Below are 13139 nucleotides of genomic sequence, written 5' to 3'. Positions count from 1 at the left end.
CTTTTTTGAGCAGAATCACGATGGCGCGCATTGTATACCTCATGCTTTGGCGCGCGCGACGTGGCCGCGATGATCAGTAGGCCGCTCGGTAGATCTTCTCGATATCGACGGCGCTCAATTTGCGCGGATTGTTGCGCATCAGGCGCTCGATTCCCGCGGCTTCCACGGCCATGGCCGGGATTGCATCCTCGGGAACGCCGAAACTGTGCAGGCCTGGCGGGATTTCCACTGCGGCGCACAACTCGGTCATGGCCTCCACGGCTTTATCCGCCGCTTCATTGGCGCTCAGATGAGCGGTCTGCACCCCCATGGCCTCCGCAATATCTTGCATGCGCTCCACGCAGGCCATTTTGTTCCAGGTCATGACATACGGCAGCAGCAAGGCGTTGCTGACGCCGTGGGCGATGTTGAACCGCCCGCCCAGCGGATACGCCAGCGCATGCACCGCGCCCACCCCGGCATTGCCGAACGCCATGCCGGCCATCAGGCTGGCGGTGGCCATGTCTTCACGGGCTTGCAGGTTGGACGGGTTGGCGTAGGCCTTGGGCAAAGCCTTGGCTATCAATTTGATAGCGCCAATGGCCAGGGCATCAGTGATCGGCGAAGCATTGAGCGAGAGATAGGATTCGATGGCATGCACCAGCGCATCAACGCCGCTGGCGGCGGTGACACTGCGCGGGCACGTCAGGGTCATTTGTGGGCTGATCAGCGCCACGTCCGGCAACAGATAGTCGCTGACGATGCCTTTCTTCAGTTGTGCGACCTTGTCGGAGAGGATGGCCACGTTGGTGACTTCCGAACCGGTGCCGGCGGTGGTCGGGATGGCGATCAGCGGCGGTCCTTTGCGCGGCACCTGATCGACGCCGAACAGATCCTCCAGCTCTCCGTGATAGCCGGCATACGCCGCGACGCTCTTGGCAATGTCGATCGCACTGCCGCCGCCCAGACCGATCAACCCGTCATGCCCGCCTTCGCGGTAAACACGCATGCAGTCCTCGACGATGGCGATTTCCGGGTCCGGCAGCACACGGTCGAAAATCTCGTAGGTCCGATCGCCCAACTGCGCCAGCGCCAGCTCGACCGTGCCGGACTTGACCAGGGCGGCGTCGGTGACGATTAGCGGATTGTCGATATCCAGGCGTGTCAGTTCAGCGGCCAGTTGCTCGATGGCACCTGCGCCGGTGATCAGTTTGTGAGCGATTTTGAAAGAGGAAAGACTCATGTGCGCAGCCTCTTATAGATAGGGGAGCTGGGCACAATAGTAGCTGGGGTTTGGGGTTTGTCTGCTATTCAGGCCATGAATGACCGACGATCCCGAAAACCACACAAAACAACCTGTAGGAGCTGCCGCAGGCTGCGATCTTTTGATCTTAAAAATCAAAGTCAAAAGATCGCAGCCTGCGGCAGCTCCTACAGGGACCGCGTTAGACCTGAGCGGTACGCAGTTTCTCGCTGCGCCCGCGCAGCCATTCCAGGGTCAGCAGCAGAATCACCGAGAAGGCGATCAGCAGCGTTGCGGCGGCGGCGATGGTCGGGCTGAGGTTTTCGCGGATACCGCTGAACATCTGCCGTGGCAGGGTTGCTTGCTCGGGACCGGCGAGGAACAGCGTCACTACCACTTCATCAAACGATGTCGCGAAGGCAAACAACGCCCCCGAAATCACACCCGGCGCAATCAGCGGCAAGGTCACCCGACGGAACGCGGTCAGTGGCGAAGCACCGAGGCTCGCAGCAGCTCGCACCAAATTGTAGTTAAACCCCTGCAAGGTCGCCGACACAGTGATGATGACAAACGGTACGCCCAGCACCGCATGCACCACGATCAGCGAGAAGAAGCTGTTGCCCAGCCCCAGCGGCGCAAAGAACAGGTAGCTGGCCACACCAATAATCACCACCGGCACCACCATCGGCGAAATCACCAGCGCCATTACCAGTGCCTTGCCCCGGAAGTCGCCCCGAGTCAGGCCAATCGCCGCCAGCGTGCCGAAGATCATGGCCAGCACAGTCGCCGCCGGGGCGACGATGATGCTGTTCTTCAGGGCGCGCATCCATTCCGCCGAGGCGAAGAAGTCGTGGTACCACTGCAACGAAAAACCTTGCAGCGGATAGACCAGGAAACTGCCGGAGTTGAACGACAGCGGAATGATCACCAGCACCGGCAGAATCAGGAACAACAAAATCAAGCCGCAGAGAATCCGCAAACTGTAGAACCACACCCGCTCAATGGGCGACATATAAGGACTCAGCATTTCGTTCTCCCCTTAGCTCAGGCGCAGGCGACTGGCGCCCACCAGCCAGCTGTAAATCAGATAAAGCACCACGGTCGCCAACAGCAGCAGCCCACCGAGTGCGGTCGCCATGCCCCAGTTGATGCTGGTGTTGGTGTAGAAGGCGACGAAGTAACTGACCATCTGATCGTTCGGACTGCCCAGCAAGGCCGGGGTGATGTAGTAGCCGATGGCGAGGATGAACACCAACAGGCAACCGGCGCCGACACCGGCATAGGTCTGTGGGAAGTACACCCGCCAGAAACTGGCGAACGGGTGGCAGCCGAGGGAAATCGCGGCGCGCATGTAGGTCGGCGAAATGCCTTTCATCACGCTATAGATCGGCAGAATCATGAACGGCAACAGAATGTGCACCATCGAGATGTAGACCCCGGTGCGGTTGAATACCAGCTCCAGCGGTTTATCGATGATGCCCATGGCCATCAGGCCGCTGTTGATCAGGCCACCCGATTGCAGCAACACGATCCACGCGGCGACCCGCACCAGGATCGACGTCCAGAACGGCAGCAGCACCAGAATCATCAGCAGGTTGCTTTGGCGCGACGGCAGGTTCGCCAGCAGGTACGCCAACGGATAGGCCAGTACCAGGCAAATCACGGTGATGATCAGGCCCATCCAGAAGGTCCGGGCGAAGATGTCGAGGTAGATCGCTTGATCGGGAGTGGCCGGGGCGATTTCGCCGAGGTCGTCGATCCGGTGATCCACCGCCGCCAACAGGTAGTACGGGGTAATGCTGCTGGTGTTGCGGCGCACGGTTTGCCAATAGGCCGGGTCGCCCCAACGCTCGTCGAGCGCTTCCAGCGCTTCTTTATAAGAGGCCGGTTCGGTGGCAAACGGCAGGGCCCGGGCGGTTTTGGTCAGCAGGCTGCGGTAGCCGGCCAACTCCATGTTCAAGCGCTTGGACAGGTCGCCCAGGGTCTGATTCTTGCGGACTTCGGCGAGGTCTTCGCTCGCCGCTTTATAAACCGGTTCAGCGGGCAGGCCACGGCCGTCCCAACTGGCGATGGCGGCCACGGTGCGCGGCATGCCGCCGACCACTTCCGGGTTACCGACGCTTTTGTAGAGCAGCGCCACGATCGGCACCAGAAACACCAGCAACAGAAACAGCACCAATGGCGCGATCAAGGCTTGTGCTTTCCAGCGGTTGATCCGCTCGGCGTGCTTGAGCCGCTGCTTCAAGGTGGGGTCAGTGCCCGCGTTCAGGGGAACGGCGATAGCCATGGCGTACTCCGGAAATCTTTGATCGTTACAGAGGCGGCGCACCGCCTCTGTTGTATTGAAACGCCGCAACCTGTGGGAGCGAGCCTGCTCACGAAAGTGGTGGGTCAATCAACATAGATGTTGAATGTGATGCCCTCTTCGCGAGCAGGCTCGCTCCCACAAGGATTGTGGTTACTTGGCAGCCCAGGAATTGAAGCGCTGCTCCAGTTGCTCGCCGTTGTCAGCCCAGAAGCTCACGTCGATCTGCACCTGATTGGCGATGTTTTCCGGGGTGGTCGGCATGTCTTTGAGGACATCCTTGGCCAGCAACGGTACGGCCTGGATGTTGGCCGGGCCGTAAGCGATGTTTTCCGAGTAGATCTTCTGTTGCTGCGGCTGTACCGAGAACGCGATGAATTTCTTCGCCGCTTCCGCACGGGTTTTATCCAGGCCTTTCGGAATTGCCCATGCGTCGAAGTCGTAGATACCGCCGTTCCACACGACTTTCAGGTTGCTTTCTTTCTGTACCGCAGCGATCCGGCCGTTGTAGGCCGAGCTCATGACCACGTCACCGGAAGCGAGGTATTGCGGCGGTTGTGCGCCGGCCTCCCACCACTGAATGCTTGGCTTGAGCTCATCGAGCTTCTTGAACGCGCGATCCTGACCATCCTTGCCGGCCAGTACCTTGTAGACGTCTTTCGGCGCAACGCCGTCGGCCATCAGAGCGAATTCCAGGGTGTACTTGGCGCCTTTACGCAGGCCGCGTTTGCCCGGGAATTTCTTGGTGTCCCAGAAATCGACCCAGCTGGTCGGAGCGGATGCCAGTTTGTCGGCGTTGTAGGCCAACACGGTCGACCACACGAAGAAGCCCACGCCGCAAGGCTGGATAGCACCTTTGACGTAGTCTTCGGACTTGCCGAACAACGCAGGGTCGAGCTGCTCGAACATGTCTTCGTCGCAACCACGGGACAGTTCTGGCGATTCAACTTCTACCAGGTCCCAGGACACGCTCTTGGTGTCGACCATGGCTTTGACCTTGGCCATCTCGCCGTTGTACTCGCCCGCAACGATCTTGCCGTTGCCTGCCGCTTCCCACGGTGCGTAGAAGGCTTTGACCTGAGCCGCCTTGTTCGCCCCGCCAAAGGACACCACGGTCAGGTCCGGGCCCGCCGCCATTGCGTGTGCCGCACCCATCATGCCCATGACCAGGGCGGTGAATTTCAGGGATCTCAACATTTATTGTTCTCTCCACTTGCAGGGTTGGTGTTGGTGTAGCAGGGGGCGATCAGTTCGCCTCTAGAAGTGGGTCGAGCGCGCGAACGTGTTCGACCTGCCAGCCAAGCGGTACCACGTCGCCGACGGCCAGAGCGGGATCGAGCTCGGCAATCGGTTGTTTCACGAAGAAGTCGGTCTTGCCGCAGACTTCCAGGCGAACCCGGACGTGGTCGCCCAGATAGATGAATTCCGCCACCCTCCCTGAGAAGCGGTTGTCGCATTGATCGCTTGCACCATTGAGGCTGATGCGCTCGGGCCGAATCGACAGCGTGACCGGTTCGCCGGTCTTGCCGACGTTGACCGCCAGGGCTTCAACCTTTTCACCGCGACCCAGCTCGACCACGCAGCGGTCGCCGGTGTGGCTGTGCAAACGGCCATTGAGGCGGTTGTTCTCGCCAATGAAGTTGGCGACGAAGGTATTTTTCGGCTCCTCATAGAGGGTGCGCGGCGGAGCGATCTGCTGGATTTCGCCTTGGTGGAACACCGCCACACGGTCGGACATGGTCAGGGCTTCGCCCTGGTCGTGGGTCACGTAGACCACGGTCACGCCCAGACGCTGGTGCAGATGCTTGATCTCCATCTGCATGTGTTCGCGCAGTTGTTTGTCCAGTGCGCCGAGGGGTTCGTCCATCAGCACCAGTTGCGGTTCGAACACCAATGCACGGGCCAGGGCCACGCGCTGTTGCTGACCGCCGGACAGTTGTGCCGGATACCGTTGAGCGAAGGTGTCGAGCTGAACCATGCTCAGGACACGCTTGACCCGGTCACTGACATCGCTCTTGTTCAAGCCGCGCACGGTCAGCGGGAACGCCAGGTTCTCGGCGACGGTCATGTGCGGGAACAGCGCGTAGTTCTGGAACACCATGCCGATGTCGCGCTTGTGCGGCGGCACGTTATTGATGGCGCGCCCGGCCAGCAGGATTTCGCCTGCGGTCGGGGTTTCGAAACCGGCGAGCATCATGAGGCTGGTGGTCTTGCCGGAGCCGGACGGCCCGAGCAAGGTGAGGAATTCGCCTTTGCGAATGTCCAGGTTGAGGTCTTTGACGATCAGGTTCTCGCCGTCGTAGCTCTTCTGCACTCCACGAAAGCTGACCAGAATGTCACTGGCCCCTGCGTTTGAATCGACCTGGCTCATACCCACACCTTTGTTGTTGATGACTGCTGTGGACTAAGCCTAGTGGACGCTGCTGACCACGCAAATCGGGGCGCAGGAGAGAATCGCCTCAGCCGGATGGAAGGTTGGGGGTAGGGATTGCCCTACAAGGTTGGCGGGATTGGGCATGTCGATGAGCGTTAACGACAGGCGGTGAGCTGTAAGCCGCACGGACAGGCAAAACCGATTTTGTGGAGGTGTCGTAAATAGATACGCAGACACGGCCCAGCGTAGGAGCTGCCGAAGGCTGCGATCTTTTGATCCTTCTTGCCTGTGCCAAGATCAAAAGATCGCAGCCTTCGGCAGCTCCTACAGGGGGATTGCGTTCAGATTCAGAGCAGTTTGTGCTCCATGGCGTACTTCACCAGTTCGGCCAGGGAGGTGATGTTGAGTTTCTGCATCAGCCGCGCCTTGTGAGTACTGATGGTCTTGCTGCTCAAGGCCAGTTGCTGGGCGATGTCGTTGACATTGGCGCCCTGGGCCAGGCGTTCGAACACCGAGAATTCACGCTCCGAAAGCAATGAATGCAACGGTCGCGAATCGGTCAACCCGACTTCGAAGACCATGCGGTCGGCCAGGTCCGGGTCGATGTAACGCCCGCCTGCCGCGACCTTGCGGATCGCTGTCAGCAGCAACGCCGGATCGCTGTCCTTGGTCGCGTAGCCAGCGGCACCGACCTTCAACGCCCGGGCGGCCATTTGCGCTTCATCGTGCATCGACAACACCAGGATCGCCGGCGGATTGTTCAACGCGCGAATCCGCGGAATCGCCTCCAGACCATTGACCCCCGGCATGGAGATATCCAGCAACACCACTTCGCAGGGAACATGGCGCAGCGTCTCGAGCAACTGCTCGCCATTGCTCGCTTCCCCCACCACCAGTAAATCCTTGGCCAGGCCAATCAATTGCTTGATGCCTTCGCGGACAATGGTGTGGTCTTCGGCTACCAGTACACGGATCACAGACTTCTCCAGATTCAAGATCTATCGCGAGCAGGCTCGCCCCCACATTGGTTTTGTGGTGTTCACACAATCCCCTGTGGGAGCGAGCCTGCTCGCGATGGCGGCAGTTCAAACGAAATGAATCCCTCAGGCCTCATCCAGCGGCACTCGCACACTCAGGGTCGTACCCTCCCCCGGTTCACTTTCAAGCGACAACTGGCCACCCATGATCAGCACCCGCTCGCGCATGCCGACCACCCCAAAGGATGTTGGCCTACCTGTGCTGGCGACGAATCCTACGCCATCATCACTGACGGTCAGACACAACTCGTCGCCCTCAAGGGTCAGTGTCAGTTCAACAGTATGCGCCTGGGCATGACGCATGACATTGGTCAGCGCTTCCTGAAGGATCCGGAACAAGCCAATGGCCTTGGCATCACTGAGCACCGGCAAGTTGTCCGGCACCTGTACCAGACACGGAATCTGCGTACGCGCTTCGAAACGACGGGCCTGCCACTCGATGGCCGACGCGATCCCGGCATCGAGAATCGGCGGTCGTAATGCCGTCGCAACATCGCGCACCAATTGAAACAGCTGAGCGATCAAGCGCTTCATGCTGTTCAAGCGCTCGTTCAGACCTGGATCGAGTTGGGCGTAAGCCAGTTCGCACATGGAGGTTTCCAGCTTCAACACCGTCAACATCTGACCCAGCTCGTCGTGAACTTCACGGGCAATGCGGGCTTTTTCCTCTTCCCGCACGCTCTCCAGGTGAGCAGACAACTCTCGCAATTGTTCGCGGGAACTGGCCAGCTCCAGCTCGACGCGCTTGCTCTCGCTGATGTCCCAGACAATCCCGTCCCAGACATACGCGCCGTCTTCAAGTCGACGGGTAATCGCCTTGATCTCGGCCCAGCGCTGCTCGCCCTGACGCGTCAGGATTCGCCCTTGCCATGACCAGTCGCTGTCGGTATCCAGCGCATGATTCTGCGTCTGGTGATAACTGGCCTTGTCGTCCGGATGCACCAGACTGCGCAGGCCTTTATCCCGATGGGCCAGCGTCGCCGGTGAGTAACCCGACAGGCTCTCGCTGCCTTCACTGATGTAGGCAAAATCGATCTGCCCTGTCACCGGCGCCCGTTCCAGACGAAAGACCAGTCCGGGAACGTTGGCGGCGATCCCCTGCAGCCGCGCCTCGCTTTCCTGCAATGCCGCCAGCGCGCGACGGCGCTCGGTCACATCGTTGAGGTAAACCACCAGGTACTCACCGTCGCGAAACCGCAGGAAGCTCAACGAAACATCCGCCGGCAGGATGCTGCCATCGGCGCGCAGGCAATTGGTTTCAAAACTTTGCGGGGTGTCGTCGCTGGCGCGGGCGCGTTTCCACAGGTTCAACCAGCGGTCCATGTGCAGGCCGGGTTCGAAGTCGATCAGCGGCCGATCGATGATTCCGCCTGCCGGATAGCCCAGCATGGTTTCGGCTGCGCGGTTGGCGTAGCGCACATGGCTGTCCCAGTTGACCCAGAGGATACCGACGGTGCTCTGGTCGATGGAGAACTGCGTAAGGCGCAACGCTTCTTCACTGGCGGCACGCAAGGCGATGTCTTCCCGGGCCGCCAATAGACGTTGCTCCAGACTGTGCTGCTGCCGACGCTGCCAGAACACAATGGCCATGCTGCTCAGCATCAACACCGCCAACAGTAGACAGAGGTTTTGCCAGAAACCCGGGGACTCGGTCAGACGCGGGTACTTGGGTTGCAGCCATTGATTGTGCAGTTGCTCCAGATCCTTGGCCGGGATCGCCCGCAGCGCGCTTTCGACGATACCCGCCAGCTCCGGCCAGTCCCGCCGCGTGGCCACCCGCAGCAGTTGCGGCAAGCCAATGTCGCCGACCACCACCAGTCCGGCGAACTCCGGTTCGGCGGACAGGCGCCCCAGCTGAGCTTCGTCGACTACGGCGTAACTGGCCTGCTGACTCAACAACAGTTGCAGGGCCTGACGCTCGATGGGTACGCCCTGCAGGTTCAGGTGGGGATAGTTGCTGCGCAGGTAATCGGCGGTGGCACTGGGCATGCGCACGGCGACGCGGGTCTGGCTGTCGAGTTTCTCCAGCTCCACCACTTCAGAGCCTTTCTGGTCGCTGACCACCAGTTGCGGCACTCGCATATACGGATCGGAAAACTGCCAGAGCCGCAGGCCCGCAGGGGTCTGGGTCAACCCCGGAGCAATGTCGATTTCCCCTTCGCGCGCGGCGGCTTCCAGTTGCGCAAGATCGGGAAAATTACGCCAGCTCAGCTCGACCTTGAGTGACTTGGCCAGCCACGTCATCAGCTCGACGTTAACCCCCGACAAACGCTGCAAGCGGCGATCGTATTGGGCATAGGGCACTTGCAGCACCAGCCCGACGCGCAATTCACCATGCTGAGCCAGCCATTGCTGCTGGCCCGCGGACAATTGCGCAACCTGTGCCGGTGGCGCAGGCGCCGCCCAGCCCATCAAGGGAAACCACAAACAGCCGATAACCCACAGGCAGCGAAAACGCATCATCGAAATCTCACACACTGACAAATACTGACCAACCCATTAGGCTGCCGGAATAACTTCTGGCCTGGAATATCCGATGCCCCCTGTCTACCGCCTGGCGCTGCCAGCATTGTGCCTGTCGTTGATCCTGCCTTGTGCCTTTTCCGTTGAGGCGGCCGCCCCGGCACCTGCCACCGAGGAAAAACCCGCCGAAGCAAAACCGGTCGAGCGTCAGCCGCTGCCTGAGCGTAGCCAGGAAGAAGCCGCAGCACTTGAGCGAAAAATCCCTGCCCAGGAACAGCAACAACTGCAAGCCGGTATCGACACGTTTCTGGCCTTGTGGAAACCGGCCAATACCGCCGCCCCCAAAGGCGCGGTGATTATCATCCCGGGCGCCGGCGAAACCGTTGACTGGCCGCAAGCAATCGGTCCATTGCGGCGCAAATTGCCGGACGCCGAGTGGAGCAGCTTGAGTATCACCTTGCCAGACCTGCAAAGCGAAGCCATTGCGCCACGCATTGTAGAAGTTGCGCCCACGCCGAAAGCCCCTGATGTCGGCAGCAAAGACTCGACCACCGCCGCGCCCATCGAACAGGCGGCAGGGGGTGAAGCGGATGTGGCCGACAAGGCAATCGCCGAAACCTCCGAGGAGCAGGCCAAAGCCGACGCCGAGCGAATCTTCGCACGCATCGACGCGGCCGTTGCCTACGCTGAACAACAAAGCGCTCGCAGCATTGTCGTGCTCGGTCATGGCACCGGCGCTTACTGGGCCGCGCGCTACCTGAGCGAGAAGCAGCCATCGCAAGTCGAGAGGTTCGTGATGGTCGCCGCTCAGGTGCCCGCTGCAGTCAAACCCGAGCTGGCGGAACTGACGCCGACGTTGAAGTTGCCCACCGTCGACATCTTCTATAAAGATAAGTCGCTGGATCGCAATGCGGCGCTGGAACGCTTGCAGGCCAGCAAACGCTTGAAGAGTTCGGCATTCAGCCAGGTGTCGCTCAAGGCGTTGCCGGGTAATTCCAAGGCTGAGCAAGAGCAATTGTTTCGCCGGGTGCGGGGCTGGTTGAGCCCGCAATCAGCGGCAGACTGACAGACCGCGTCATCCCCCATCGCGAGCAGGCTCGCTCCCACAAGGGATTACCTAACCTGTGGGAGCGAGCCTGCTCGCGATGGGGGCCTTACAAACACTGCAAATCTGTAGTTCTACCGAAAATCCCGCCGCTCACGAATCAATGTGTAAGCGGTATGCAGCTCTCGAGTTCTGTCGGTGGCCTCGCGAACCTGCAACGCCGTCGCCCCACTGCCCGCAATCTTGTCCGGATGATGACGGCTGAGCAGACGTCGATAGGCGCGCTTGATCTGCGCCGGCTCGCTGGTGGCGGACACACCCAAGAGTCGCAAGGCGTCCTGATAGGTCACGGTGTTGCTGACCTGTGGACGTTTATGCGGCTCATAGTCAGTCGCCAGTGCCTGCACCTGTAGCGGCGTCCAGCCCAGCCATTTACCCCACAAGGCAATCAGCTCGCGCTCACTGCTACCGGCGCGACCATCGGCCCAGACCATCCGCCAACAGGCGCGCAACACACCTTCGGCCGCATGAGGCTGGGCACTCAAGCGTCGCAGGTAACCGCGCAACCGGTCATGGCCCGATTTGCCACGATTGAACGCAGCAATCGCCCGGCGCTGGGCCGACTCGGTCATCTCCAGCGAACGCATTTCCTGACGTGCTTGCTGGATGTGGCCATCCACCACCCGCCCGTCGCACTTGGCCAATCGCCCCAGCAACACGAACAGCAGTTCATCGTTGCGCAGCATCGGACGGCCGCCGAGTTTTTCACGCAAATGCCCCCAGCTCTGCAGTTGCAAACGCCGATCCAGCGCCTGCCCCAACAAAGCGCCGAGCATGGCCCCCGGAATGCTGGCAATGACAAAACCAGCTCCGGCTCCAATCAGAGTCCCTGGCCACAGCATGTCAGCGACTCGCTTCTATCAGGGTTTCAACTTCAGCCAGGCGCTCGTGAGTGCCGACATCCACCCAATGCCCGTTCAGGCGCTCGCCGGTCACCTGCCCATCGGCCATGGCTGTGCGCAGCAGCGGCGCAAGCTTGAAGGCCCCGGCGGAACAACCGTCGAACAGCTGCGGATGCAGCACCGCGATGCCGCTGTAAGTCAGGGTGGCAGTGTCGGGCTGACCGTCGCGTACCTGTGCATCGATCAGACTGAAATCCCCGGCCGGGTGATGGGCCGGGTTGTCCGCCAGCACCAAATGAGCCAAACCGGCGATGGGCTGATGCAAGACGCTGAAGTCGTAGTCGGTCCAGATGTCACCGTTGACCACCACAAAGGCTTCATCACCCAACAACGGCAACGCGCGGAAGATGCCGCCGCCGGTTTCCAGCGGCTCACCTTCCGGCGAGTACTGAATGCTCACGCCATATCGCGAGCCGTCGCCCAGATAGTCTTCGATCTGCTGACCGAGCCAGGCATGGTTGATCACGATGTCGGTAAACCCGGCGGCGGCCAGCGCACGCAGGTGATACTCGATCAGCGGCACGCCGCCTGCGCGAACCAACGGTTTTGGCGTGGTCAGGGTCAGCGGGCGCATGCGCTCGCCTTTGCCTGCCGCCAGAATCATCGCCTTCATGCATTCGCTCCGGCACGCAGACTGAGCAGCAACACATCCAGCTCAGCCAGTTCAGGACGGCGGGCGATCACGGCGTCTATATAAGCAAAGAAGCGCGGCACATCGCCCAGGTATCGCGGCTTGCCGTCGCGGTGACAGATGCGGGCAAAGATACCAATGACTTTCAGGTGACGCTGCACGCCCATGAGGTCGCTGGCGCGCAGGAAGTCTTCGAAATCTGGCTGAACCGGAATGCCGAGGGCACCGGCTTGTTGCCAGTAACTTTCCAGCCAGCCATGCACACGCTCTTCAGGCCAACTGAGGAAGGCGTCCTTGAACAGGCATGTCACGTCGTAGGTCACAGGGCCATAGACCGCATCCTGAAAATCCAGCACACCGGGATTCGGCTCGCTGAGCATCAGGTTGCGCGGCATGTAGTCACGATGCACCAGCACTTTGGGCTGGGCCAGGGCACTGTCGATCAGCAGATCGGTGACCTGTTGCCAGAGCAGTTGCTGCGCAGAATCGAACTCGATGCCGAGTTCACGTTTCACGTACCACTCGGGGAACAGTTCCAGCTCGCGCCGCAACAACGCCACGTCATAACTCGGCAGTGGTGCAACCATCGGCAACTGCTGAAAAGCCAACAGCGCTTGCAGGGCATCCTTGAACAAATCGTCGGCATTTTCGCTGTCGATCACGTCCAGGTAAGTCTTGTTGCCCAGGTCATTGAGTAAAAGAAAACCGCGTTCGAGGTCTTCGGCATAAATTTTCGGCACATTTATTCCGGATTTCGCCAGCAAAAAAGCGATATCCACGAAGGGTTTGCAGTTTTCCTGTGGCGGTGGAGCGTCCATTACGACGAAACTTTTGCCCTCGCCCTCCCAGCGGAAATAGCGCCGAAAACTCGCGTCACTGCTAGCCGCGGTCAACGTGGCCGGGGGTACGGCGCCCCAGCCCTGCTCTGCAAATAGGGTCGCCAACTGTTCATCGAGCCAAACTTTCAGGTGTTGCAAACGTACGTCTTGGTCAGGCATTGCAAGGGTCTCCGACGGCGCTAGCCGTCAAGCGGGTCATGCTTTATTATCCAGCATCTTTTTCAGACCATCGAGAGGCGTGCGGCCCACACCGCGGGCAGA

At 60.3% G+C, this 13139-nt stretch carries 11 protein-coding genes; 1 reads left to right on the top strand and 10 read right to left on the bottom strand.

All coding sequences use genetic code 11. The annotated features are described in order from the left end of the window. Positions 1–73: 73 nt before the first annotated feature. From ACYZUD_RS26790 to ACYZUD_RS26760, 7 genes are all read right to left on the bottom strand, one after another. Positions 74–1222 carry an iron-containing alcohol dehydrogenase gene (locus ACYZUD_RS26790; protein WP_462020901.1) on the bottom strand — a complete coding sequence of 383 codons (1149 nt, stop codon included), beginning with the start codon at positions 1220–1222 and terminating at the stop codon, positions 74–76. A gap of 202 nt (positions 1223–1424) precedes the next feature. Beyond that, the gene (locus ACYZUD_RS26785) at positions 1425–2249 is read right to left on the bottom strand and encodes an ABC transporter permease (RefSeq protein ID WP_462020900.1); all 825 of its coding nucleotides are present in this window, start codon (positions 2247–2249) and stop codon (positions 1425–1427) included. Positions 2250–2261: 12 nt separating this feature from the next. Further along, complete coding sequence (locus tag ACYZUD_RS26780; RefSeq protein ID WP_462020899.1) at positions 2262–3509, bottom strand: ABC transporter permease; 1248 nt, start codon at positions 3507–3509, stop codon at positions 2262–2264. Positions 3510–3680: 171 nt separating this feature from the next. Beyond that, positions 3681–4724, bottom strand: coding sequence for an ABC transporter substrate-binding protein (locus ACYZUD_RS26775; RefSeq protein ID WP_462020898.1), 1044 nt, complete (start codon positions 4722–4724; stop codon positions 3681–3683). Positions 4725–4773: 49 nt separating this feature from the next. After that, the gene (locus ACYZUD_RS26770; protein ID WP_462020897.1) at positions 4774–5898 is read right to left on the bottom strand and encodes an ABC transporter ATP-binding protein; all 1125 of its coding nucleotides are present in this window, start codon (positions 5896–5898) and stop codon (positions 4774–4776) included. Between the two features lie 350 nt (positions 5899–6248). Continuing rightward, complete coding sequence (locus tag ACYZUD_RS26765; RefSeq protein WP_003210977.1) at positions 6249–6878, bottom strand: response regulator; 630 nt, start codon at positions 6876–6878, stop codon at positions 6249–6251. 126 nt (positions 6879–7004) lie between these two features. Beyond that, the gene (locus ACYZUD_RS26760) at positions 7005–9401 is read right to left on the bottom strand and encodes a PAS domain-containing sensor histidine kinase (protein WP_462020896.1); all 2397 of its coding nucleotides are present in this window, start codon (positions 9399–9401) and stop codon (positions 7005–7007) included. A 73-nt stretch (positions 9402–9474) separates the two neighbouring features. Here ACYZUD_RS26760 and ACYZUD_RS26755 point away from each other — a divergent pair, with 73 nt between their 5' ends. Then, a complete protein-coding gene (locus ACYZUD_RS26755; protein ID WP_462020895.1) occupies positions 9475–10467 on the top strand; it encodes an alpha/beta hydrolase family protein in 993 nt (330 codons plus the stop codon). A gap of 113 nt (positions 10468–10580) precedes the next feature. Here ACYZUD_RS26755 and ACYZUD_RS26750 read toward each other — a convergent pair whose 3' ends face one another. The 3 genes from ACYZUD_RS26750 to ACYZUD_RS26740 are packed head-to-tail and all read right to left on the bottom strand — an operon-like array spanning position 10581 to position 13037. Then, complete coding sequence (locus ACYZUD_RS26750) at positions 10581–11348, bottom strand: TerB family tellurite resistance protein (RefSeq protein WP_462020894.1); 768 nt, start codon at positions 11346–11348, stop codon at positions 10581–10583. Position 11349: 1 nt separating this feature from the next. Continuing rightward, positions 11350–12021 carry an N-acetylmuramate alpha-1-phosphate uridylyltransferase MurU gene (murU, locus tag ACYZUD_RS26745; RefSeq protein ID WP_462020893.1) on the bottom strand — a complete coding sequence of 224 codons (672 nt, stop codon included), beginning with the start codon at positions 12019–12021 and terminating at the stop codon, positions 11350–11352. Next, entirely contained in the window at positions 12018–13037 is a 1020-nt protein-coding gene (locus ACYZUD_RS26740; RefSeq protein ID WP_462020892.1) for an aminoglycoside phosphotransferase family protein, read from the bottom strand. Before ACYZUD_RS26740 ends, murU begins: the two co-directional genes overlap by 4 nt. Between the last annotated feature and the right edge of the window lie 102 nt (positions 13038–13139).

This window comes from Pseudomonas sp. XS1P51 (genome assembly GCF_054897845.1).
Note: the sequence above shows the minus strand (reverse complement) of the source record. Positions and strands in the feature narration are given on the sequence as shown.